General features: G+C 71.1%; 23 protein-coding genes. 11 read left to right on the top strand and 12 right to left on the bottom strand.

Features of this window, described 5'->3' with window-relative positions; translation table 11 throughout:
• Window positions 1–8 precede the first annotated feature (8 nt).
• Window positions 9–368: an NADH-quinone oxidoreductase subunit A gene (locus ACFC1X_RS08915; protein WP_003974383.1), complete on the bottom strand. Its 360-nt coding sequence runs from the start codon at window positions 366–368 to the stop codon at window positions 9–11.
• 744 nt (window positions 369–1,112) lie between these two features.
• On the opposite strand from ACFC1X_RS08915, the gene ACFC1X_RS08910 reads away from it, so the two are divergent.
• Both ACFC1X_RS08910 and def read left to right on the top strand, forming a co-directional pair.
• Window positions 1,113–1,940, top strand: coding sequence for a C40 family peptidase (locus ACFC1X_RS08910; RefSeq protein ID WP_376350162.1), 828 nt, complete (start codon window positions 1,113–1,115; stop codon window positions 1,938–1,940).
• Between the two features lie 735 nt (window positions 1,941–2,675).
• Window positions 2,676–3,320 carry a peptide deformylase gene (gene def / locus ACFC1X_RS08905; RefSeq protein WP_376350159.1) on the top strand — a complete coding sequence of 215 codons (645 nt, stop codon included), beginning with the start codon at window positions 2,676–2,678 and terminating at the stop codon, window positions 3,318–3,320.
• Here the strand turns inward: def and ACFC1X_RS08900 are convergent, their stop codons facing one another.
• Window positions 3,321–4,655: a geranylgeranyl reductase family protein gene (locus ACFC1X_RS08900; protein WP_376350157.1), complete on the bottom strand. Its 1,335-nt coding sequence runs from the start codon at window positions 4,653–4,655 to the stop codon at window positions 3,321–3,323. It abuts the gene before it with no gap.
• Window positions 4,656–4,702: 47 nt separating this feature from the next.
• Between ACFC1X_RS08900 and ACFC1X_RS08895 the strand changes: the two genes are divergently transcribed.
• Both ACFC1X_RS08895 and ACFC1X_RS08890 read left to right on the top strand, forming a co-directional pair.
• Window positions 4,703–5,218, top strand: a complete 516-nt coding sequence (locus ACFC1X_RS08895; RefSeq protein ID WP_376350154.1) for a GNAT family N-acetyltransferase — start codon at window positions 4,703–4,705, stop codon at window positions 5,216–5,218.
• Between the two features lie 93 nt (window positions 5,219–5,311).
• Window positions 5,312–5,692, top strand: coding sequence for a PASTA domain-containing protein (locus ACFC1X_RS08890; protein ID WP_376350151.1), 381 nt, complete (start codon window positions 5,312–5,314; stop codon window positions 5,690–5,692).
• Here the strand turns inward: ACFC1X_RS08890 and ACFC1X_RS08885 are convergent.
• From ACFC1X_RS08885 to ACFC1X_RS08870, 4 genes are read right to left on the bottom strand one after another with little or no spacing between them, the layout of a single operon-like run.
• A complete protein-coding gene (locus ACFC1X_RS08885) occupies window positions 5,679–6,374 on the bottom strand; it encodes a demethylmenaquinone methyltransferase (RefSeq protein WP_329471911.1) in 696 nt (231 codons plus the stop codon). The genes ACFC1X_RS08890 and ACFC1X_RS08885 overlap by 14 nt on opposite strands.
• Window positions 6,371–7,456: an acyltransferase gene (locus tag ACFC1X_RS08880; RefSeq protein WP_376350147.1), complete on the bottom strand. Its 1,086-nt coding sequence runs from the start codon at window positions 7,454–7,456 to the stop codon at window positions 6,371–6,373. The genes ACFC1X_RS08885 and ACFC1X_RS08880 overlap by 4 nt, the downstream gene beginning before the upstream one ends.
• The gene (locus ACFC1X_RS08875) at window positions 7,456–9,702 is read right to left on the bottom strand and encodes a bifunctional polysaccharide deacetylase/glycosyltransferase family 2 protein (protein WP_376350144.1); all 2,247 of its coding nucleotides are present in this window, start codon (window positions 9,700–9,702) and stop codon (window positions 7,456–7,458) included. Before ACFC1X_RS08875 ends, ACFC1X_RS08880 begins: the two co-directional genes overlap by 1 nt.
• An 18-nt stretch (window positions 9,703–9,720) precedes the next feature.
• Complete coding sequence (locus tag ACFC1X_RS08870; protein ID WP_376350141.1) at window positions 9,721–10,140, bottom strand: hypothetical protein; 420 nt, start codon at window positions 10,138–10,140, stop codon at window positions 9,721–9,723.
• A 183-nt stretch (window positions 10,141–10,323) separates the two neighbouring features.
• On the opposite strand from ACFC1X_RS08870, the gene ACFC1X_RS08865 reads away from it, so the two are divergent.
• On the top strand, window positions 10,324–11,325 hold the full coding sequence (locus tag ACFC1X_RS08865) for a chitinase (RefSeq protein WP_376350138.1): 1,002 nt from the start codon (window positions 10,324–10,326) through the stop codon (window positions 11,323–11,325).
• 53 nt (window positions 11,326–11,378) lie between these two features.
• On the opposite strand, the gene ACFC1X_RS08860 is transcribed toward ACFC1X_RS08865, so the two are convergent.
• The 4 genes from ACFC1X_RS08860 to ACFC1X_RS08845 form a co-directional block, all read right to left on the bottom strand.
• On the bottom strand, window positions 11,379–11,825 hold the full coding sequence (locus ACFC1X_RS08860) for a hypothetical protein (protein ID WP_376350135.1): 447 nt from the start codon (window positions 11,823–11,825) through the stop codon (window positions 11,379–11,381).
• A gap of 7 nt (window positions 11,826–11,832) precedes the next feature.
• Window positions 11,833–13,032 (bottom strand): cyclic dehypoxanthinyl futalosine synthase, encoded by a 1,200-nt coding sequence (gene mqnC / locus ACFC1X_RS08855; protein ID WP_376350133.1) that lies wholly within the window; start codon window positions 13,030–13,032, stop codon window positions 11,833–11,835.
• 78 nt (window positions 13,033–13,110) lie between these two features.
• The gene (locus ACFC1X_RS08850) at window positions 13,111–13,848 is read right to left on the bottom strand and encodes a prepilin peptidase (protein ID WP_376350131.1); all 738 of its coding nucleotides are present in this window, start codon (window positions 13,846–13,848) and stop codon (window positions 13,111–13,113) included.
• 35 nt (window positions 13,849–13,883) lie between these two features.
• A complete protein-coding gene (locus ACFC1X_RS08845; protein ID WP_376350128.1) occupies window positions 13,884–16,895 on the bottom strand; it encodes a BTAD domain-containing putative transcriptional regulator in 3,012 nt (1,003 codons plus the stop codon).
• A gap of 302 nt (window positions 16,896–17,197) precedes the next feature.
• Between ACFC1X_RS08845 and ACFC1X_RS08840 the strand changes: the two genes are divergently transcribed.
• The 3 genes from ACFC1X_RS08840 to ACFC1X_RS08830 are packed head-to-tail and all read left to right on the top strand — an operon-like array spanning window position 17,198 to window position 19,582.
• A complete protein-coding gene (locus ACFC1X_RS08840) occupies window positions 17,198–17,839 on the top strand; it encodes a hypothetical protein (RefSeq protein WP_376350125.1) in 642 nt (213 codons plus the stop codon).
• A gap of 38 nt (window positions 17,840–17,877) precedes the next feature.
• Complete coding sequence (locus ACFC1X_RS08835) at window positions 17,878–18,942, top strand: hypothetical protein (RefSeq protein WP_376350123.1); 1,065 nt, start codon at window positions 17,878–17,880, stop codon at window positions 18,940–18,942.
• Window positions 18,943–18,958: 16 nt separating this feature from the next.
• Complete coding sequence (locus tag ACFC1X_RS08830) at window positions 18,959–19,582, top strand: hypothetical protein (protein WP_376350120.1); 624 nt, start codon at window positions 18,959–18,961, stop codon at window positions 19,580–19,582.
• Between the two features lie 108 nt (window positions 19,583–19,690).
• Here ACFC1X_RS08830 and ACFC1X_RS08825 read toward each other — a convergent pair whose 3' ends face one another.
• A complete protein-coding gene (locus tag ACFC1X_RS08825) occupies window positions 19,691–20,212 on the bottom strand; it encodes a hypothetical protein (protein ID WP_376350117.1) in 522 nt (173 codons plus the stop codon).
• 213 nt (window positions 20,213–20,425) lie between these two features.
• Here ACFC1X_RS08825 and ACFC1X_RS08820 point away from each other — a divergent pair, with 213 nt between their 5' ends.
• Window positions 20,426–21,079: a hypothetical protein gene (locus ACFC1X_RS08820; RefSeq protein ID WP_376350114.1), complete on the top strand. Its 654-nt coding sequence runs from the start codon at window positions 20,426–20,428 to the stop codon at window positions 21,077–21,079.
• Between the two features lie 153 nt (window positions 21,080–21,232).
• Complete coding sequence (locus tag ACFC1X_RS08815; protein ID WP_376350111.1) at window positions 21,233–21,400, top strand: hypothetical protein; 168 nt, start codon at window positions 21,233–21,235, stop codon at window positions 21,398–21,400.
• A 37-nt stretch (window positions 21,401–21,437) separates the two neighbouring features.
• Here the strand turns inward: ACFC1X_RS08815 and ACFC1X_RS08810 are convergent, their stop codons facing one another.
• The gene (locus tag ACFC1X_RS08810) at window positions 21,438–22,319 is read right to left on the bottom strand and encodes a hypothetical protein (protein ID WP_376350109.1); all 882 of its coding nucleotides are present in this window, start codon (window positions 22,317–22,319) and stop codon (window positions 21,438–21,440) included.
• A 302-nt stretch (window positions 22,320–22,621) separates the two neighbouring features.
• On the opposite strand from ACFC1X_RS08810, the gene ACFC1X_RS08805 reads away from it, so the two are divergent.
• Window positions 22,622–22,957, top strand: coding sequence for a hypothetical protein (locus ACFC1X_RS08805; RefSeq protein ID WP_376350106.1), 336 nt, complete (start codon window positions 22,622–22,624; stop codon window positions 22,955–22,957).
• Window positions 22,958–22,971: the final 14 nt, after the last annotated feature.

Genomic DNA, 22,971 nt, shown 5'->3' with positions numbered 1-22,971 from the left:
AAGGCCCCTCAGTCCCATTCCAGGCCGCCGCGCCGCCATACGTACGCGTACGCGACGAAGACGGTGAGCACGAAGAGCAGCATCTCCACGAGCCCGAAAATCCCCAGGGCGTCGAAGGTGACGGCCCAGGGGTAGAGGAAGACGATCTCGATATCGAAGATGATGAAGAGCATCGCCGTCAGGTAGTACTTGATGGGGAAGCGCCCGCCGCCGGCCGGCGTGGGGGTCGGCTCGATGCCGCACTCGTAGGCCTCGAGCTTCGCCCGGTTGTACCGCTTCGGACCGATCAGCGTGGCCATGACCACGGAGAAGATCGCAAAGCCTGCCCCGAGGGCTCCCAGTACGAGGATGGGCGCATACGCGTTCACCGCTCCTCGCTCCTCTCAGTCGGCACTGACTGCTGGCGGTTGCACTGGACTCACAGCCGCCCCAACAGCCCCACGAGCCCCGCTCGTCCCGGCGAAGATCGCGAACATGTGAAGCAGGTCACAAGCCCAACTGCCTCGCATCCTATGCCCGCCGCTCTGTGATCTGCGACACGGGGTATTGCACAAGCTTTGTGATCTCCACCACCTGACGAACGATCATGAAGTCGGATGAGCGGTGATCTTCACACAAGAAGCGTTCAGCTGATCACCAGAGGTGACATTTTCGATCGTCGCCGCTGGCCAGAGAGGGTCGCCGAGGGGCGTCTCCATATCAAGATGCTTCCCTTGCATGCAAATTGGCGCTGGACGAAGTGGCTTGATAGAGGACGCGTTCACACGTCGGAGGGAGGGGCGGGGTGCGATGTGGACACGTGCACGCGTTCACGAGCGCTGGGGCGCACCGAGACGCATGCGCCGGGGTAACCGTTCCGTGACCTGCGCCACATTCATGAGAGGCCCATGAGAACCGGGCTTGGCCATCTGAACCAACCAGTGGTAGGTGCGGGGCAATTCGGGCGTAATGATCAAAGACCGTGATCACAGGCCTGATATGGGCCGTCCGCAATGTCCGTTACGGCGTCAATAAAGAGCGACACGCCCGGCGTTCGGAGGCTCGATTGAACAACTGTGGCGCAGCACACGTTTCTTGAAGGTATGGAGGAGCTACTGATACCGGTTGTCCCTATGTCCCACACCGCTCACATACGCAGCCACCGGAAGCCCCGCCGCAGCGCGTCGAAAATCGCGATGCGGGCCGGAGTTGCCGGTGGCGTCCTCAGCACCCTGGCAGTCGCCGGTGCGTCGGGGTCGGCCAACGCGGCCGAACCGGTGACGCAGACCCTCGAACTGCCCACCCTGACGGCCGACCTGGCCGCTCAGGTCGCCCAGTCCGCCGACGTCACGCAGCAGGCGGCGTCGAGCTACGAGCTGCGTGCCGAGCGTGACGCGGCTGCCGCCAAGGCCGCCAAGCAGGCCAAGGCCGACCTCGCCGACGCCAAGAAGAAGGCCGCGGAGGCCAAGAAGAAGGCCGAGGAGGCCGAGCGCAAGGAGGCCGCCGAGCGCGCCGCCCGCAGCGCCGAGCGCACCACCCTGAGCGCCTCCGCGGACACCGGCACCTCCACCGGCTCCGACAGCGGCACCAGCACGTCCACCGCCACCGGTTCGGCCGCCGCGGTCGTCGCCTTCGCGCAGGCGCAGGTGGGCAAGGCGTACGTCTCCGGCGCCACCGGCCCGTCCGCCTACGACTGCTCCGGTCTCGTGCAGGCCGCCTTCAAGCAGGTCGGCGTCAGCCTCCCCCGGGTCTCCCAGCACCAGTCGACCGCCGGCACCCAGGTCGGCCTCGACAACCTCCAGCCGGGCGACATCCTGTACTGGGGTGGCGCGGGCAGCGCGTACCACGTGGGCATCTACGTCGGCGACGGCATGTTCGTCGGCGCGCAGAACTCCTCCACGGGCGTCGTCAAGCAAACGCTCGACTACGACCCGCCGAGCGGCGCGGTCCGCGTGCTGTAGCACTCGGGCACATCCGTACGAAGGCCGCAGCCGCTCGGGGGCTGCGGCCTTTCGGCATGCCGCCGCCTCCCGACGCCCCGGGCGCCACCGCCTCGGCGTCCCGCCGCCTCCTGGCCCCGCACGCCGCCTCCCGGCCCCCGCACGCCGCCTCCTGGCGCCACGCCGCCTCCCCGCATCTCGCCGCCTCCCGGCGTCCCGCACGCCACGTCGCGGGCGTCCCACCCTCACCCGGCCGCGCACGCCACCCCCTGGCGCCCCGCAGCCCCGTGGCGCCCCGCAGCCCCGTGGCGCCCCGCTGCCTCGTGGCGTCCCGCCGTTTCGTGGCGCCCCGCCGTTTCGTGGTGACTCGCCACTTTTCGGCATCTCGCCGTCTCTTGGCGTCCCGCACGCCACCCCCGGCCTCACACGCCACCCCCTGGCGCCCGGCAGCCTCGTGGCGCCCGCCGCCTCGTGCCGTCCCGCCGCCTCGTGGCGACTCGCCGCTCTTCGGCATCTCGCCGTCTCTCGGCGTCCCGCACGCCACACCCCGGCGTCACGCCACCCCCGGCCTCACACGCCACACCCCGGCGTCCCGCCACCCCCGGCCTCGCCCGCCGCCTCCCGGCGCCTCACCCGCCTCCCGGCGCCTCGACCGCCTCCCAGGATTCCCGCGCGGCCCCGCCGTGCCTCCTGGCATGCTCGGGCGCGGGCCGGCGCTCCCGTCGGCCGTTCGCGAGCCGGAGGAGAGAAATCGTCATGCCGAGTGTGTTCGTACAGGGGCGGCCCGCCGCCGCGTATCCGCCGCTCGCGCCCGAGGCCCGGCGCGGGTCGGTGCGACGTGTGACCGAGGTCGGTGAGGAGGTGCTGCACAAGCCCTGCCGGGACGTCACCGAGTTCGGTCCCGACCTGGCCGCGCTCATCGACGACATGTTCCGCACGATGTACGTCGCCGAAGGGGCGGGGCTGGCGGCGAATCAGGTAGGGGTCGCACTGCGGCTGTTCGTCTACGACTGCCCGGACGACGACGGTGTCCGACATGTCGGGCACATCGTGAACCCGGTCCTCGAACCCCTGGACCCGGCCGACCGGCGGCTGCTGGACGAGGGCGAGGGATGCCTGTCGGTGCCGGGCGCCGTCATGGCCGTACCGCGGCCCGACCGGGCCGTCGTGCGGGGTCTCGACAAGGACGGGGAGCCGCTGCTCGTCGAGGGCACCGGCTACTTCGCGCGCTGCCTCGCCCATGAGACCGACCACGTGAACGGGCAGGTGTACCTGGACCGGCTCTCCGCGCGCGAGCGGAAGGCCGCGCTGCGGCAGTCGGCGGACCGGCGCGCGGAGGTCTTCACGCGCCGGGACGCCAACGCCCGCGCCCTCGCCCTCGACGAGGGGCCCGAGGGCTGATCAAGCCTTCGGCGCGACCTTGCTCAGTCCGTTGATGATGCGGTCCATCGCGTCGCCGCCCGTCGGGTCCGTCAGATTGGCGAGCATCTTGAGGGTGAACTTCATCAGGACGGGGTGGGTGAGGCCGCGCTGGGCCGCGATCTGCATGACCTTCGGGTTGCCGATGAGCTTCACGAAGGCGCGGCCCAGCGTGTAGTAGCCGCCGTAGGTGTCCTTCAGGACGCGCGGGTAGCGCTGGAGGGCGATCTCCCGCTGGGCCGGCGTGGCCCGCGCGTGTGCCTGGACGATGACGTCGGCGGCGATCTGGGCGGACTCCATGGCGTAGGCGATGCCCTCGCCGTTGAAGGGGTTCACCAGGCCGCCGGCGTCGCCGACCAGGAGCAGACCCTTGGTGTAGTGGGGCTGGCGGTTGAAGGCCATGGGCAGGGCGGCGCCGCGGATCGGGCCGGTCATGTTGTCCGGGGTGTAGCCCCAGTCCTCGGGCATGGACGCGCACCAGGCCTTGAGGATCTCGCGCCAGTCGAGGTCCTTGAAGGAGGCGGAGGTGTTCAGCACGCCCAGGCCGACGTTGGAGGTGCCGTCGCCCATGCCGAAGATCCAGCCGTAGCCGGGCAGCAGGCGGTCCTGGGCGCCGCGGCGGTCCCACAGTTCCAGCCAGGACTCCAGGTAGTCGTCGTCGTGGCGGGGCGAGGTGAAGTACGTGCGGACCGCGACGCCCATCGGGCGGTCCTCGCGGCGGTGCAGGCCCATCGCCAGGGACAGCCGCGTCGAGTTGCCGTCGGCGGCCACGACCAGCGGCGCGTGGAAGGTGACCTCGCGCTTGTCCTCGCCCAGCTTGGCGTGCACGCCGGTGATGCGGCCGGTGCGGTCGTCGACCACGGGGGCGCCGACGTTGCAGCGCTCGTACAGGCGGGCGCCGGCCTTCTGGGCCTGCCGGGCGAGCTGCTCGTCGAAGTCGTCGCGCTTGCGGACGAGTCCGTAGTCCGGGAAGGAGGCCAGATCCGGCCAGTCCAGCTGGAGGCGGGAGCCGCCGCCGATGATGCGCAGGCCCTTGTTGCGCAGCCAGCCGGCCTCCTCGGAGATGTCGATGCCCATGGCGACGAGCTGCTTGACCGCGCGCGGGGTCAGCCCGTCGCCGCAGACCTTCTCCCGGGGGAAGGCGGTCTTCTCCAGCAGGAGGACGTCGAGCCCAGCCTTGGCCAGGTGGTACGCGGCCGTGGAGCCGGCTGGCCCCGCGCCCACGACGATCACATCGGCGGTGTTTTCGGAGAGGGGCTCGGTCACGGCGGGATCTCCCCAGAGTTCGAAATCTGCGTGCCGACGGGCACTGGACATGGGCAGTCTATTCAGCGTCACCGATCACCCGGCTGAAGGGCTGCCCAGTGAACCGAGCTGTGCCCGTTGTACGGTTGCGCGTCCCCACCGACGAGGACGCCGTCGCCTGGCACCGGATCTTCGCCGATCCGGACGTCATGGAGTTCCACGGCGGCCGGGCGGCGGAACTGTCCGTCTACGAGGAGCTGACCGCGCGCCAGCGCCGGCACGACGCCGAGCACGGCTTCTGCCTGTGGTCCATGGTGGACGAGTCCGGGCAGGTCATGGGCTTCACCGGCGCCCAGCCCTGGCCGGGCGACTGGGGTCCCAAGGGCGAGATCGAGATCGGGTGGCGGCTCGGGCGGGCGCACTGGGGCAAGGGGTACGTCACGGCGGCGGCCCGGCAGACGCTGGAGCGGGTGCGCGGGGCGGGCGTGGCGGAGGTGGTCGCGATGGTCAACGCGCGCAACGCCCGGTCCATCGCGGTCACGGAGCGGCTGGGCATGCGGCTCGCCGAGGTCTTCACCATCCCCGGCTCCGACAAGAAGGGCCACTGCTACCGCCTCCCCCTCCACGGAGCGTGACGCAGTGTAATCGACTGTCACAGAAAGCCACTTGGTGCTTCCGGGCGGTGCGCGGCGGAGCTACGCTGCCGGGTACCGCTGGGGGTGACGTCCGTGCGCCTGGTACCCGAGAAATCCGATGTCCACGTACCGCGCCTGGTCGGCCTGATGGCCGTGGACGCGCGGGAGACGGCACGCGCGCGGGGCCTGTCCCTGTACGCGTCGGACCGGCCCGATGTGCGACTCGCCGTCGTCGACCACGTCGTACGCCAGTTTCCGCAGCCCGGGGCGCGGGTGCCGCGGGAGTCGACGGTGTACGTGTGGTTCGACTTCGGGGAGGGCGAGGGCGGCGGGGGCATCCGCGAGCCGCGGGTGCCGCGGCCGCCGCTGGGCGGGCTCCGGCGGGAGCTGGCCGAGCCGGACAGTGAGCCGGGCGAACCGGGCGGGACACCGCCCGGCCCCGGGCCCTACTGCGCGGCCCTCAGCTCGCCTTGAAGCCCCGGTGCAACGCCACCACGCCGCCCGTCAGGTTCCGCCACGCCACCTTCGACCAGCCCGCCTCGCCCAGCCTCCGGGCGAGCGCCGGCTGGTCGGGCCAGGCGCGGATCGACTCGGCGAGGTAGACGTACGCGTCCGGGTTGGACGACACCGCGCGGGCCACCGGCGGCAGGGCGCGCATCAGATACTCGGTGTAGACGGTCCGGAACGGCGTCCAGGTCGGGTGCGAGAACTCGCAGATGACGACCCGGCCGCCGGGCCGCGTCACCCGGTACATCTCGCGCAGCGCCGCGTCCGTGTCCTGGACGTTGCGCAGCCCGAAGGAGATGGTGACGGCGTCGAAGACGTCGTCGGCGAACGGCAGTCGCGTCGCGTCGCCCGCGGTGAACGGCAGCCAGGAGTGCCGCTCCTTGCCCACCTGGAGCATGCCGAGGGAGAAGTCGCAGGGGACGACGTACGCGCCGGTGCGGGCGAAGGGCAGCGACGAGGTCGCCGTACCGGCCGCGAGGTCCAGGACCTTCTGCGCGGGCCGGGCGTCGACGGCGTCGGCGACCTCCTTGCGCCACGCCCGGTCCTGGCCGAGCGACAGCACGGCGTTCGTCAGGTCGTACCGTCGCGCGACGTGGTCGAACATCGAGGCGACTTCGTGCGGCTGCTTGTTCAGAGAGGCGCGGGTCACGGGCCCATTCTTGCAGCACCGCCGTACGGCAGCAGTCGGGGCCTCTTCCGCGCGGCGACGTCCTCCACCCAGCCGAACAGCAGCACGCACACCGCGATCAGCGCCCAGGCCACGCCCAGCAGGAACCACTGGCTCTCCAGCGGCAGATACGCCTCGAAGGCCGGCACCTCCCAGAAGCGGTCGACGACCAGCACCGCGAGGACGAGCGCCGGCTCGTGCCAGAGGTAGACGGTCACCGCGCGGGCGTTGAGCACGGTCACCAGCCGGTCGAGCCGCGGGAACCGGGCGAGCCCCGCGAGGCCGATGCCGAGCCGCGCCTTCGCGTACGTCAGCAGCGTCGCGAACCCGGCCGACCAGAAGGCCTGCGCGAGCGGGATGTCGTCGAGGTCGTAGGTGCCGTACTCGGCCTGGTGCGTGAAGGCGAACCAGGCGCCGTACGCCGACGCGGCGCACGCGGCCAGGACGACGGGGACCGGCCGCACCCGCTCCAGGACCCCCTCCTGGAGGGCGAAGCCCAGGATCCAGCAGAACAGATACGTGGCGAGGTCGGTGAGCGCGGACCCGAACCGGTTCTCCGGCGGCTGCCGACCGTACTGGAGCACGACGACGGGGGCCAGCGACAGCACCAGCACCAGGACCGGCGCGCGCCGGAAGGCCCGCAGCAGCAGCGGCGAGAGCAGCACGAACCACAGATACGTCCGCAGGTACCACAGGACCTCCCAGACCTGCTCGCCCCACGCGCTGCCCGGCGGATCGCCGAGCGGCACCACCCAGAAGACGATCTGCCACCCCGGCATCCAGCCGCGCACCAGCATCGCGCCCACCACGAACAGGCCCCAGCACCAGAACGGCGGCAGCAGGCGGCGCAGCCGGCTCCGGACCACCACCGTCGCGGGCCGCCGGAGCGACTTCGCCGTCAGGGTGCCGGCGAGGGCGAACATGACGCCCATGGAGGGAAGGACCAGTCCCGCCCACGGCCAGCCGAACGCGTGGTACGCGACCACGCGGACCAGCGCGAGGGCGCGCAGGGTGTCGAAGTACCGGTCCCGGCCCGCCACCGCCTTCCTGCTGTGCGCGCCCATCACCCGGTCCCCGCAGGTGTCCCCACCTCGCCGGTCCGCTTCAGCTTCTGCCAGCGCAGCCGGCCGCCGGTGAGGGCGGTGACGCAGGAGTGGATGAGGACGAGGTACATCATCTGCCGGTACGCGAGCTGCTGCAGCGGCATCATCAGCAGGTACCGGTACTGCTCCCGGTCGAGCCGGAAGGCGTACGCCGCGCAGACCAGCTGCACGCCCAGCACCGTCAGCCACGCGAGCAGCGCCGCCCGGAAGTCGACGAAGACCATCGAGTAGACGGTGAACACGTCGATGAGCGGGGCGAAGAGCGGCGTGACCACCTGGAAGAGCACCACCAGCGGCATGCCGACCCGGCCGAACCGGCCCGAGGGCCCCCGGTCCGTCAGGGAACGGCGGTGCTTCCACAGCGCCTGCATGGTGCCGTAGGACCAGCGGTAGCGCTGCGACCAGAGCTGCCGGAGCGAGCCGGGCGCCTCCGTCCAGGCACGGGCGTGCTCCTGGTAGACCACCCGCCATCCCGCGCGGTGCAGGGCGATGGTGATGTCCGTGTCCTCGGCGAGGGTGTCGTCGCTCATGCCGCCGGCCCCCTCCACGGCCGCCCTCCGGAACGCGCCGATCGCGCCGGGGATGGTGGGCATGCAGCGCAGCAGGTCGTACATGCGCCGGTCGAGGTTGAAGCCCATCACGTACTCGATGTGCTGCCAGGCGCCGATGAGGGTGCGCCGGTTGCCGACCTTGGCGTTGCCCGCGACCGCGCCCACGGACGGATCGGCGAAGGGCTGCACCAGCTGCCCCACGGTGTCCGGCTCGAAGACGGTGTCGCCGTCCATCATCACGACGATGTCGTACCGGGCCTGCCGGACGCCGTTGTTGAGGGCGGCGGGCTTGCCCGCGTTGGGCTGCCGGACGACCCGGACGTTCGGCAGGGCGAGGGACTCGGCGATCTCGGCGGTGCCGTCCGTCGAACCGTCGTCCACGAGGACGATCTCGATGGGATGGGTGCTGCGGGCCAGCGATCTCAGGGTCGCCTCGATGCACTCCTTCTCGTTGTACGCGGGGACGATCACGCTCACCGGCCCGCTGACGGGCGGACCCCACCGGAACCGGGGTCTGTTGCGCTGCCGGCGGTGGCGGCGGGCGAGGACCAGCATCAACGTGAACCGGCCCAGGACGGCGACGCCCACGATCACGAGCCCGGCCGACAGCGCCGGCACCGTCCACTCGGCCACGGCGACGGCCGCGACGAGTGCCCTGCCCTCGTAGAGGGTGGCGCCGGTGGCCTGGTGATGGGCGGCCTGGAGACCGTCGCCGGACCCGGACCCGGCTCCGGCGCCGTCGGCGGGCCCGTCGGTGGGCCGCTGCCCGGCCATGGCTCCGCTGACCGTGGTGAAGGTGTAGCCCTTCGCCTGCATCTTCTCGATGTACTTCGGCAACGCCTCGATCGTCTGCGACCGTTCGCCGCCGGCGTCGTGGAAGAGGACGGACGCGCCCTCGCCGTCCTCGGGCGTGGCCCACTTCACGATGTTCGAGACGCCGGGCCGCTTCCAGTCGTCGCTGTCGGTGTCGATGAAGACGCTGGTGTAGCCGTCCTCGCCGAGGTTCTCGTAGACGGGCCAGCTGTAGTCGTCGATCGCGTCCGTCTGCGAGGAGTACGGCGCCCGGAACAGCGTGGTGGTGATGCCGGCCGCGCCCGCGAGGGCGAGCTGGGTCTGCTCGATCTCGCGGGCGACGCGGGCCTCGCTCTGGTAGGAGAGGTCGATGTGCGTGAAGGTGTGCACGCCCACCTCGTTGCCCTGCTCGACCAGGTCCCGCACGATGCCCGGATGGCGCGCGACCATCGAGCCGACCAGGAAGAACGTGCCGGGCACGTCGTACTCCTCCAGGATCTCCAGCACCTGCGGGGTCCAGGTGGGGTCCGGGCCGTCGTCGAAGGTCAGCACGATCGTCTTGTCCGGGACGGAGACGGTGGTCGCCTCTGCGCCGGGGAAGGTGAGGATCGGCCCGCCGTCGAGGACGTCGTCGGGTACGTCGCTCGCGCTCGCGCCGGTGCGGACGCGCTGGTCGCCGCCGACCTCCGCGCGCAGATAGCCGTCGAGGAGCATCACGCAGGTCAGCGCGAGCAGGAGCAGTAGGGCCAGCAGAACGCGCGGGCGTTGCAGCGCGGCCGCGCGGCCGGCGGCCCGCTCGATGCGGGAGGGGGCGCGGCGGCGGCCCCGTGCGGGCGGGGCGGGGGGTGGCGTGGGCGTGGTCATGGAGGTGGGGGCGTCCGGTCAGTCGGTGGCGGTGGTGGGGGAAGCGGAGGCGGAGGGAGAGGAGGCGGCTGCGGAGGGGGCAGCGGAGGTAGTGGGGCGCGCGGGGTCGGCCGGGCTCGGCGGGGTGTCCGTGGGGGCGACGCCGCCCTGGGGACGCGCGCCGCCTCCGCCGGGCCCCGGGCCGCCCTGGCCCCCGCCGCCCCCGAAGGGCAGCAGCGAGGAAGGGTTCACCGACGTGCCGATGCCCATGAAGGCCAGGCCCAGCACGGCCGCGTAGCCGACGCAGACCGCCCCCACCAGCAGGCCGAGCCGGCGCAGCAGCCTGGCCCGGCGCCCGGAGTTGTCGACGAACACGGGCCCCGCGGCCGGCGCGGTGCCGCGTTTGCGACGGCGGCCGCGCACGGCGGCGCCGGGGGCGAAGTCTGGCTCGGAGTGCATTCCCCGGACGCTAGGGAGCTTTGCCTGCCGCGCACTCTGACCTGGCTGTGAGGTCCCGGTGAAGAGCGGCGCAGCCTGTCCGCGTCCTGTGGGACGGCGGGAAACCCCGCTCTTTCCTCAGGAAAGGCCCAGCAAGGCGTGAGACGTTCACCCGTCCGACGACGAGAACGGGAGTGTGCGCACATGAGGGCTCACCGGAAGGCGGCGGCCGGGTGCGCCCTGCTGCTCGCCCTGGCCACCACGGGGTGCGCCGGGCAGGACGGCACCACGGACGCGGCCGGCGCGGCTCCGTCCGGGTCATCGGCACCGGGCACCGCCTACGCCCCCTACGTCAGCGCCACCACCGCCTCCGCCAACGACACGGCGGGCGACCCGGCGACGTACAACCTGGCGTTCGTCCTCTCCTCCGGCGACGACTGCGTCCCGCGCTGGAACGGTGTCCAGGACATCGACGACGCCTCGGCCACCGCCCGCGTCGCGAAACTCACGGAGTCCGGCGCCACCGTCCGGGTCTCCTTCGGCGGCGCCTCCGGCACGGAGCTGGCGGCCGCCTGCGACAACGCCTCCGACCTCGCGCGGGCCTACGGCGAGGCACTGGACGCGGCCGGGGCCACCCGGGCGGACTTCGACATCGAGGGCGACGAACTGACCGACGCCGGCTCCGTCGCCCTGCGTTCACAGGCGATCGCGCTGCTCCAGGAGGAACGGAGCGACCTGGAGGTCTCCTTCACCCTCCCGGTGATGCCCTCGGGCCTGGACTCGGACTCCCTGGCGCTGCTGGCGTCCGCCAACGACCACGGCGTACGGGTCGGCGCGGTCAACCTCATGACCATGAACTACGGCGAGTCCTACACCGGCGACATGGGTGACTACGCCCTCGCCTCGGCGCGGGCCGCCCACGCCCAGCTGCGCGAGGTCTTCGGGACGTCCGACGCGGAGGCCTGGCAGGGGATGGCCCTGACGTCGATGCTCGGCGTCAACGACGTCGCCGGGGAGACGTTCACGCTCGCGGACGCGGCCGAAGTACGGGCCTTCGCGGCGGAGAAGGGGATCGCCTGGGTGTCGGTGTGGGCGTCCTTCCGCGACCAGCCGTGCGCCGACGACACCGGCACGGACGACGCGGCGACCGACTGCAGCGGAGTGACGCAGGAGGCGGGGGCGTTCGGGGCGGCGTTCGGCGGCTGACGGGCGGCTTTCGCTGGCTGAACTGGCGGCGTTCGGCGGCTGAGGCGCGGTGCTCAGCGCCTGCGGTGCACCAGGCGCCCGGCGCACACCGTGGCGACGCAGTCACCGCCGTCGTCGAGGACCGCGAGGTCGGCCCGGCCGAGGTCGGCGAGGGCGGTGGCGCGCGGCCGGGTCAGCACCACGACGTCGTTCCGCTCGGCCGCCGCCCGCAGCCCGGGCGAACCGGCGTGCTCCGCCAGCACCGCCACCGCGCCCAGCTTCAGCACGGCGTGGACCCGCTCACGCGGGGTGGGCGCGTCCGGCAGCGGGCCCTCGTGGACGCGCGCCGGGCCGAGGACGCCGGGCCAGCGCCGCACCCGCGCGCCCGGGAACCGCTCGGCCAGTTCGGCGAGCGGTCCCACGGCGGCGATCCGGGAGCCCTCGACGGCGACGGCACCGCCCTCGACGGGGGCCGAGTCCCAGGTGACGCGTACCTGGTCGGCCGCGTGAATCGTCAGCACGGCGGCCTCAGTTGGGCGCGAGCAGCTTCAGCTCGGGGTGGGCGGTGCCGCCCTCGATGGCCGTGGACGAGATGTGGGACACCACGCGCTCGTCGACGGGGTCGTTGGCCGGGTCGTCGTGCACGACCAGGTGCTCGTACGTCGTGGCGCGCTGCGCCGGGACACGTCCGGCCTTGCGGATCAGGTCGATGATCTCCAGCCGGTTGGAGCGGTGCTTGGCGCCGGCCGACGACACCACGTTCTCCTCCAGCATGATCGACCCGAGGTCGTCGGCGCCGTAGTGCAGCGAGAGCTGGCCGACCTCCTTGCCGGTGGTCAGCCACGAGCCCTGGATGTGGGCGATGTTGTCCATGAACAGGCGGGCGATGGCGATCATCCGCAGGTACTCGAAGAGCGTGGCCTGGGTGCGGCCCTTCAGGTGGTTGTTCTCGGGCTGGTAGGTGTACGGGATGAAGGCGCGGAAGCCGCCCGTGCGGTCCTGGACGTCCCGGATCATGCGCAGGTGCTCGATGCGCTCGGCGTTGGTCTCGCCGGTGCCCATCAGCATCGTGGACGTCGACTCCACGCCGAGGCCGTGCGCGATCTCCATGATCTCCAGCCAGCGCTCGCCGGACTCCTTGAGCGGCGCGATGGCCTTGCGGGGGCGCGCGGGGAGCAGTTCGGCACCGGCGCCGGCGAAGGAGTCGAGCCCGGCGGTGTGGATGCGCTGGATCGCCTCCTCCACGGAGACCTTCGAGATCCGCGCCATGTGCTCGACCTCGCTCGCCCCCAGGCTGTGGATGACGAGCTGCGGGAACTCCGCCTTGATGGCCGCGAAGTGCTTCTCGTAGTACTCCACGCCGTAGTCCGGGTGGTGGCCGCCCTGGAACATGATCTGCGTGCCGCCCAGCTCGACGGTCTCCGCGCAGCGGCGCAGGATGTCGTCGAGGTCGCGGCTCCAGCCCTTCTTGGTGTCCTTGGGGGCCGCGTAGAAGGCGCAGAACTTGCACGCGGTGACGCACACGTTCGTGTAGTTGATGTTGCGCTCGATGATGTACGTGGCGATGTGCTCGGTACCGGCGTACCTGCGCCTGCGTACGGCGTCGGCGGCGGCGCCCAGCGCGTGCAGCGGGGCGTCGCGGTAGAGGTCGAGCGCCTCTTCGGGGGTGATCCGCCCACCGGCGGCGGCGCGGTCGAGGATGGGCTGAAGGTCGGCCTTCTCGGTCACCGGCGTCCCTTTCGCAAGGTTCGTAAGGGTTGTGGACAGACCTGACCAGCGTACGCCAGGGCCTTCGGGCGTCCGCGCTCAGGCCGCGTAGGCCCCGGCCAGTACGCCGAGAAAGGCGCCCGCGATCAGGAACGGACCGAACGGGATGGCCGTCTTGCGGCCCGCGCGACGTGCGACGAGGAGGGCGCCGCCGTAGAACGCGCCGAGCAGGAACCCGGCGAAGGTGCCCAGCATCAGCGTAGGCCAGCCGTACCAGCCGAGGACGGCACCCGCGGTGAGGGCCAGCTTCACGTCGCCGAAGCCCATGCCGGCCGGGTTGATGAGGAACAGCACGAGGTAGCCGGCGCCGAGGGCGAGGGCGCCCAGCAGGGCGGTCGTCCACTCCCCCGCGTGCTCGGGCACCAGCGCGGTGAGGCCCAGGAGGGCGACGGCGGCGCCCGCCAGCGGCAGGGTGAGGGGGTCGGGCAGCCGCCGTACCCGGAGGTCGACGACGGCCAGCAGCACGCCGGGCGGCGCGAGCAGCAGCCAGACGGCCAGCTCGGGCCGGGTGCCGGTGGCGGCGGCGAGGGCGGCGCAGACGAGGGCGGTGACGAGGGCGAGGGACGCGGCGCGGTGGCCGTAGGACGGCTCTTCGGCCGGGCACTGCCCGCACCGGGCCCGCCCCAGCCAGCCGCGCACCGGATGCCCCTGCGGGCACCGCTCGCGCCACGCCTCCCCCGACGGGGCGGAGAAGCGGTAGGCGGCCCGGGGCAGCAGCCCGCCCGTCGCCGCGCCCCAGAGCGCGGCGACGAGGACGGCCAGGAGGCCGAGGTCCATACCGATGTCCATCCGGACCACGCCGGTCGCCCGGATCAGCCCGCTGCCGCGACGCCGTCGCGCCAGGTCGGCAGCAGTTCGTCGAGCAGCGCCTCGGTGCGCGGCGGCAGACCGCGCGCCCCGCTGCGGCCGATGAGGTCGGCGGCGAGGGCGCGCAGGCGGTCGGCATCCTCGGTGGCGTGCGTGGCGCGGAGCAGCTCGTGCCACAGGCGCTCGTCGGCCGGGGCGGTGCGCAGCGCGGCGTTCAGCGCCTCGATGGCCTTCTCCGCGCGGCCGCGCTCCAGGTGGAACTCGGAGAGCGCGAGCCCGGTGTCCGCGACCAGCAGCGGCAGCTGGGCGTCGATGATCTCGTGGGTCAGCCAGCGGTAGCGGCCCTCGGGACGGTCGGCGAGCAGCGGCCCGCGCACCAGCACCAGCGCGTCGGTGAGCAGCCGGCCGCGCACCTGGCGGCTGTCGACACCGCGGCCCTGCGTGGCCTCGTAGTAGAGGGAGCGCAGCACGTCGAGGTCGGAGACGACGGACTTGGCGAGGGTGAGCCGCCCGGTGGCGTCGGTGCCGAGCCTCGGCGTCCCGTCGGGGTCGGTGCCCAGCCAGGCCCGCAGCCGCTCGAGCAGCGCGTCGCGCACGTCCTCCGTCACACCGCGCGGCCACAGCGCGGAGGCCAGCACGCGCGGGTGGACGCCCTCGCGGTGCAGCAGGAGCAGCGCCAGCGCCTCGTGGAGCTGGGCGCTGCGGTCGCCGTCGGGGGCGTCCAGGCCGATGATCTCGTACGACCCGACGAGGCGCGCGTACACCGCGGGCCGCCCCTGCTCGCTGATGTCGACGAGGAACGGCGGGGTGTTGGCCGGTCCGCCGGGCCCGCGCTCGGGGTCGGCGTCGGTGAACAGCTCGACCACGGCCCGCTGCTGCGCGACCGGCAGCAACTGGGCCTCCAGCTCGAGCCCGAGGAGCGGGGCGAGCAGCTTCCCGCCCCCGGTGATCTCCATCTCCCAGGCGGCGCCGGGCAGGTCGGTGCCCTCGGTGCCGACGAGGTAGCCGATGCCGAGGCGGCCGGCGTCGGCGGCGAGTTCGGCGAGCCGCAGGGCGTCCTCGTCGGACGGCTGCGCGGCGAGCAGGACGAGGTGCGGCGCCCAACGCGTGTGCTGGGCGGGCCCGGTGCGGCCGGTGAGCACAGAGTCGTGCCCGGCGGCGCCGAGTGCGCCGCGCCGCTGCCGGGTCTCGGCGGACATGGTCTCGAAGAGGTCCTCGAAGCCGTCGAGGTGCCGTATCCGGTTGGGCGCGAGCGGGGTGAGGTCGTCGCCGAACCCGACCAGCGTGATGGTCATACGGTCCGACCATCCGTTGGTGGCCAGTTCGGCGGCGACCGACGCGAACACGGCGGCCCGGTCGGCCTCGGCGCCGCTCAGCGAGACGAGGCCGGGCACGGCCTCCAGGTTGAGCAGCAGCCGGGAGTCGTCCATGGTGCCGAGGCTGACGAGACCCGGGTAGGGGGCCGCCGTCTCGGCGTCCTCGTACCGCTCGGCGTCGGCGCGGGCCAGCATCCAGAAGGTCTGGTCCTGCCCGACCTGCCAGGGCGTCGGCGGCTTCCCGGCGGGCTGGGCCAGTTGCAGGTGGAGGTCGCCGTTGCCGCCCATCCAGGCCGCGTAGACGACGGGCAGGGCGCGCGACTCGGCGGCGAGGGAGGCGGCGAGCCCGCGCAGCGACCGGTCCAGCAGGCGTACGCCCTCGGGGTCGGCGCCGACCAGCAGCGCGTCCTGCGCGTCCTGGGCGTCGCCGGTGGGGGTGGGCGGCTCCATGCCGCGCCGTCCGCCGACGGCTCCGAGCGCCGAGTGCCACAGCGCCTGCCGGCGCCGGCGGCCGAGGGCGCCGAGCAGACCGGCGGCGAGCAGCGGGGCGGCGAGCAGGGCCTCGGGGAGCCCGAAGGAGCGCCCGGACTCCTCGGCGGCGGGGGTGGCGTGCTGCCCGCCGGTGGCGGGGCCGGGCGCCGGGGTCGCCGGGGTGACGGGCGTCGCGGGGGTGGGCGCGGGCCGCTGCTCGGGGAGCGAGACGTGGGCGTCCCCGCCTCCCTGGGCCCCGCCACTTCCCTGGGCGTGGTCGCCGCCTGTCTGGGCGTAGTCGCTGATTTGCTGCTGCACCTGCTCGGAGACGTTCGGCGCCTCGTCGGGCATCTCGACCAGCTCGCCGCCGCGGGCGTCGCCGGGCATCTCCATGATCCAGCCGGGCCGGATGAGGGACGCCTCGGACAGCTTGGACCCGTCGGGCTGCACGCGGTCCTTGTTGAGCTCGAAGATCTCCTTGTACCGGCGGCCGTCGCCGAGGTGCCGGTCGGCGACCTCCCACAGGGAGTCGTGGTGACGCCCCTCGGGGGGCTGGATCCGGTAGTACTTCGTGTCGCCGCTCGCGGCCGACGCCCCGCCGTCGGCACGGGCCGCGGCCTGGCCCGCCTGTCCGGCCTGCTCGGCGAGGGCGTTGGCGGTGGAGGCGGCCTGCTCCTGCTGCTGGGCGAAGAGTCCGGGCGTCTGCTGGGCGGCGGCGACGGACGGCTTCTGGTTGCCCTCCAGGCTCTGGCCGAGCTGCGAGAGCCCCGGTGTGAGGCTCGCCGCGGTGGCGCCGACGAGCAGCAGGGCGGCGACGAGCTGCCGGGCCAGCAGCTGGCTGGGCCCGGATCCCGGCACCCGCCCCGGCACCCCCACGCCGGACAGCGCGGCCTTGACCTCGACGAGCACGCAGGCGGTGAACTGGGCCCAGGCGAGCCAGACGATGACGGTGAGGATGCGCAGGAAGGTCTGCACGGTGATCTCGCGCTGGAGCCAGTCGAGGCCGGGCGCCCCGTTGGGCAGCGGCCAGCCGACCGTCACGGCCAGCGCGAGCGGTACCCCGGCGACCAGCGCGAGCAGCACGACGAAGGCGAGGAACGCCTTGACGAAGTCCCCGAACGACCGCCGCCGCACCCGCACCGGCTGAGGCGTGCGGTTCCTCGGCGCCGCCGGGGCAGCCGAGGGAGCCGTCGAGCTGCTGGAGGAGCTTGAGGTGCGGCGTCGCGGCATGGGCGGAGTCCTGGGTCGTGGTCGTGGGCGGCGAAGCCCGCGGAGGCGTTTGGTATGAGGGGTGTGCTGAGCCTACAGAGATCTTATGGACTGCCGCTGACAGCGTCGAAGGTGCGAGGGAAACGGAAGAGTCAACTTCCGCCCCGTATCGCCCCTTCTGCCACCTTCCACCACCCACCCCTTCACGTCCCCCACACAATCCCCCGAAACCGGTCAGGTCCCCTGCACCGCGCGCTGATAACTTCGTTCCCTGTCGCAACGCCTTACCCAGGGGGAACACCGTGGCCCGCAGAGCCGTCACCATGACCACCGCCACCTTCACCGCGACGGCAGCCCTGCTCCTGACCGCGTGCGGCGGGGGCGACGAGTCCTCGCCGGAGGACATCAAGGGGGCGGGGGGCGGGAGCCCTTCGGCTTCGGCGTCGGCGTCGGGCGGGGCGGATGTGAAGCGGCCGGATGTGAGCCTGCCCAAGGACCTGAAGCTGGTCTTCGACTTCGAGAAGCCCTCGGATGCGGACGCCGCTGCCGCGCTGGACGACGCCGCGAACTACATCAGAGCCCTGAACCACGGCATCACCGAGCAGAACGCCAAGGATCCCGCGTACGGCTTCTACTCTGCCGCCGGTGCCGCCCGCTATGCCCAGTCGCAGATCGAGGAGTACGTGAACGGCGGCTGGACCCTTACGGGTGAAGACCGGTACTACCAGGCGGAAACCAGCCCCGTGGGCGAGGGGAAGAATGCCAAGTCGATCCTCGTCACGTTCTGCGAGGACCAGTCCAAGGCGTACGGCAAGGAAGTGAAGACCGGCAAGGTCCAGCGGACCGAGGAAAGCCTGGCCAGTTACCAGAAGTTCAGCCTCCTCATGGCACCCCAGCAGGACTCCCCTGTGTGGCGGGTTCAGCAGATCACCGTCGAGGGGAAGGCCGCTGAATGCCGAGGCTGATCGCTCCCGGCCGTGCGAAGTGGACAGTGGCGCTTGCCATGGGCTCCGTGCTGTGGGGCGCGGGCACGGCCCATGCCGACAAGCCCGTGGGAGGCACCACACCGGCACCGGGAGGCGGCGACGAGCAGCCGGGCGGGGCAAACGGCCGCACCCTGCTGGCCTCGGTCTCCCAGTCCCGGATTCAGGTCACCTACCCGGACGGCCGCACCGGCAGCGGCTCCATGGAGGACCTGACCTCCGTCGACCCCAACTGGGAGCCGCCTGTCTGCTGGTACGAGCCGGTGTTCACGCCGGAAGAACTCAAGTCCGCGGTCGCGAATTTGAAGAAGAACGGCGGAATGGGCGCGGTGAACGCCCACGAGTTCTGGACCTCGGGAATCTTCGTGGACCACTACGAAGAGGGCGAGGAGCAGGACAACTTCGACGTCAACTCGTCCAAGAACACCATGGCCAAGGGCTACAAGGACTACAACACCGGCAAGGACGGGATGTTCTGGCGCAGCGTGGTCCGAAAGGGCCACGAGGACGACACCAAGGCCTGGGACTGCGGCCGCGTCATGTTCTGGCAGGACGCCGGCACCATCCCGGACGACGAACACGCCCCTGACCCGGAGACGCTCGCCGCCTACGCGTACGACCAGATCGACGTGCCCAAGACCGAGGTCGAGCTGAAGCCCCAGACGAAGTCCACGGTGAACCTGCCCACGTGGGTCTGGCTGGACAAGGGCACCTTCAAGGACGTCAAGGTCCGCGCCGAACTGCCCAACACGGGCCTGTGGGCGGAAACGACCGCCAAGCCGGTCGCCCTCCACCTGGAACCCGGCACGGACGACGCGGAGACCTTCCCCGCCTCCGGCGACTGCGAGATCAACGCCGACGGCTCCATCGGTACGCCGTACACGAAGGGCAAGTCCGACGAGACCCCGCCCTGCGGCATCCGCTACCTCCGCGCCTCGAACGGCGAGCCGTACCAGCTCAAGGCGTCGATCACCTGGGAAATCTCCTGGCAGGGCACCGGCGGCGCCACGGGCGACCTGCCGGACGGCACCTTCGAGACGACGCAGGACATGAACGTCCAGGAAATCCAGTCCATCAACCGCTGAACGGAGGGGAGCACCTGTGGCCCGCAGCGCCCTGACCATGACCGCCGCCACCCTCACCGCAACGGCGGCCGTACTCCTGACCGCCTGCGGCGAAAGCGGCGACGGCTCGTCGCCGGACGACATCAAGCAGGCGGGGAGCCACCCGACCCCATCCGGCGTCGAACGCCCGGTGATCAAGCTGCCCAGCAGCTTCCAACTGACCTTCGCAGACTGGAGAAGCAGCGACGCCCAGCAGCAGGCCGTCCTGCACGACGCCAAGGAGGAACTGCGGGCGGGATACGCAGCGATCATCGCCAATGACCCCGACAGCAGCGCCGTCTCCTTCTACGACACCGAGTCCGGCCGTGCGCAGAGCAAGAAGTGGATCAAGTCGTACACGGACAAGAACGTGACGGTCATCGGCAAGCTCCCGGTCTTCGACCCCAAGGTGACCCTGCTCGACAACGGCACCACGGCATCGCTCGCCTACTGCACCGACGAGAGCGATGCACGCACCAAGCACCGGAAGACCGGCAAGGTCGAAGGCAATCCCCCGGACATGGACCCCGAGGTCTACTACCTGGTCACGCTGCGAAAGAGCAGCGAGGGGGTGTGGCAGAACTCGTCCGTCCGCTCGGAGAGGGGGAAGTGCGCGAAGTGAGGGCTCGACACAAGCGCGGCCGTACCGGCGTCAAGCAGGGAATCCAGTCCATCAACTGCGTTGACCTTGAGCTGGTGAGCAGTGAACACGTCTTCGACACGAACCTCGTCAGCCGCATGCTCCGGGTTCCACTCTGACGGACGCCGCCTTCCAGACACCCTGCGAGGTCTTGTCCAGGCGGAGTCGGTACTGCACCACGCTCCCGGGCTTGTCAGGAGTATCGGTGACTTCGCCGGTCTTTCGGTCCTTCGTGGACGCCTGCCGCTCGTCGACGCAGTAAAGGAGCGCACCGGACCCGGTGTCCCCGATGCTGACCTGCGGATCGAAGACCCTGACCTGACCGATCAAGGTCTCGCCGTCGTCGATGAACTGCTTGATCCAGGTACGAGCGGTCGGCAAGGTGGCCTCCGAGTTGTAGAAGGCCACCGCTTCGGAATCCGAGTTCGCTTCGATGACCGCTGCGTACTGCGACCGCAACTCCTCACGACCGTCGTTCAGGATCGCCTGGAGCTCCGGGTCACTGTTCGTCCAGGTCTCGAAGTTGGCCTGGAAGGTCTTGGGGAGCGTGATCTCCGGCCGATGCACGCCCTCCGACGACCCCGAAGGCGTCGGGCCGACGGGGCGGTTCACGCTGGGCCCCGGTGGGGTGAGGAATAGCTCAAGCGAACCAACGCCATCGATGGGGCAGACGTCGCCACCAGACGGGGCCAGTGGAGGTGATGCCTCGCTGTGGAAGTCGAGGCCACGACGGATGCACTGCTGGAGGTCGACCGGGCCTGAGGCTATGCACGCCCCTTGATAACTTCGTTCCCTGTCGCAACGCCTTACCCAGGGGGAACACCAGTGGCCCGCAGACCCCTCACCGTGACCACCGCCGCCTTCACCGCCGCGACGGCCCTCCTCTTGACCGCCTGCGGCGGGGACGACTCCGCGCCGGAGGACATCAAGGGGGCGGGGGGTGGGAGTCCTTCGGCTTCGGCGTCGGCGTCGGGCGGGGCGGATGTGAAGCAGCCGGATGTGAGCCTGCCGAGCGATCTGAAAGTCGACTTCGACCTCGCCCAGCCGTCCGAGGACGGCCACGCGGCGGCCCTCGACAACGCGAAGAACTACATCCTGGCCCTGAACCACGGCATCACCGCTCAGGACCCGGAGGACCCGGCCTACCGGTTCTACTCACTCGGCGATGCCGCCAAGTACGCCAGGACACAGACCCAGGCCTGGGTGGATGACGAATGGACCGCCACCGGCACGGACAGCTACTACAAGTCCCGGACCGATGATGTCGGCGACTCCGGTGGTGTGCTCGTCACGATGTGCCGGGACCAGAGCAGGTTCTTCGGCAAGAACGTCAAGACCGACAAGGTCAAGCACACCGAGCCGAGCCTCAACGACTACCAGGAGTTCCGTCTCCTGATGAAGCCTCCGCAGGCGTCCCAGAAGATCTGGAAGGTCCTGCAGATCGAGGTGGAAGGGCGCGTGAAGGAGTGCAGGCGGTAGTGCCGAGGCGCCTCGCACGTCGCCGGGCGTCGACCCTGGCCGTGGCGACCGTCCTGTGGCCCGCCGGCACGGCGCACGCCGCGGGTCCGGAGGACAACACCAATGTGCCGCCTGCCGAGGAGCCGAGCGGCAGCTCCGACCGTGGCTCCTGGGATGTGGCCGCATTTGTTCTGGGTCGACGCGGGCCGCCCCCTCCCGAACGGCCCGAACACTCCCGCCCTGAAGACACCCGAGGTCCGTGCAACGGTCAATCTGGAGCCCGGCACGGACGCCGACGAGACCCCGCCCTGCGGCATCCGCTACCCGCGCCCCGAACGGTGAGCGACGCAGGACATGAACCTCCAGGAAATCCAGTCCATCAACCGCTGAACAGCTCTTCGGCCCGCTCCGCGGTCACCGCACGCCGGGCCCACACTTCGAGCTGCTCCAGATCCGAACAGGCAAGCACGCGCTCCCGCACAGCCTCGGACACCGGGATGGCCCGCCACTCCAAAATCCGGAGGGTCATCCCGGCCCGATCCTCAAGCCGACCCTCTTCCCGGCCTTCCTCACGGACCTTCTCGGCCACCGGGTTGGTGAAGAAGTAGCGGATCTCCGACATCAGTTCCCTCCAGAGGTTCTTGGCACGGGGATCACCCAGGCACGATTCGATGAGCTGCCCGAAAACCGCCGCGCTCTCGGCATCGACAGTCCGCAGAGCGAATGCCAGTGGCTCCAGTATGGCGGCGGCTCTGGCACCACGCCCATGAGTCATGGCCGACAGAACAGCAAGCGGAACGTCCCTCTCGGCATCCCGCTCACTCGCGATCACGGGCACGTTGTCCGGACCGATCACCAACGGCCGTACAGTCAGCGAATCCCAGCCGGGCAGCCCACGCCGGATGGGCTGCGCCGCCCAGCGCGCGGTCGCACTGCTCTGCGTGATCACGACGAGGACGGGCTCGCAGCGGTACTTCGCATACAGATACGAGAGGTAGTACGGCCAACTGCTCCGCTTCTCCTCGTCCTTCTTCCCCTGCGCCTCGATGACGAGGAGGTACGCCCCGTCATCCGTCTCCACCCGCATCAGCGTGTCCACCCGCCGTTCGACGGGCTCGATCTCCGTCACGTCGGTGTTCAGGACCGCGAAATCACGTGGTTCTGGGAACGGAACGCGCAGCACGTTCTCGAACGCTCTCGTCAGCAGCGCCGGGTCCTTCTGGAAGACCCAGTGCAACGCCTCGTGCGACGAGCTGACCATCAGCTCTCCTTCCTGTACGACGCGATCAACGAGCTACGCCGCAGCAAGGTCACTTCCAGGGGTCTGGCAACTCGCCTGGTCGGACTACGTAGGCCGGCAGACGCAACGCACCCCGACGCTCCCCTCGGTGTCTCCGGAGGCCGTGAGGGAATCCCCCGGTCTCTGTGGAGACGTGCCCGTCGCGCAGGGCGACAGCCGTACCCTTCGTATGGTGCTGGCGCAGACGTACCTCTCGGTCCCGGGAACCAGCACTGTGACCAGCACCTTCCGTTTCGTCTGACGCGCAGAGAGGACTTCGGGGCATGGGCAAGAGCGACCTCGCCATCCCGCTGACCGAGCTGGAGGACTACGGGCGCCAGCTGCGGTCGCTCAAGACGCGGCTGAACCACACCAAGAAGCTCTTCGAGTCGTACAAGGACGACATCGGCGACGGCAGCGTCAACGACGCCCTCGACAGCTTCGAGTCCAACTGGGAAGACGGCCGCGAGGACATCACCCAGCAGCTCGACGCGCTCGGCGAGATGTCGGACGCCGTGGTCCGCGAGTTCAAGAAGCTCGACGACGACCTGACCAAGAAGGTCAACGACGGCGTGAAGACAGAGGACAAGCGGGGCGGGAAAGGTGGTGCCGACAAGTAGGGCGTTCGACGTCC

It is taken from the genome of Streptomyces sp. NPDC056128, from assembly GCF_042263835.1.
In the GTDB taxonomy this organism is placed as follows: Bacteria; Actinomycetota; Actinomycetes; order Streptomycetales; family Streptomycetaceae; genus Streptomyces.
The sequence above is the reverse complement of the archived record's forward strand: the minus strand, read 5'-3'. Positions and strand labels throughout refer to the sequence as shown.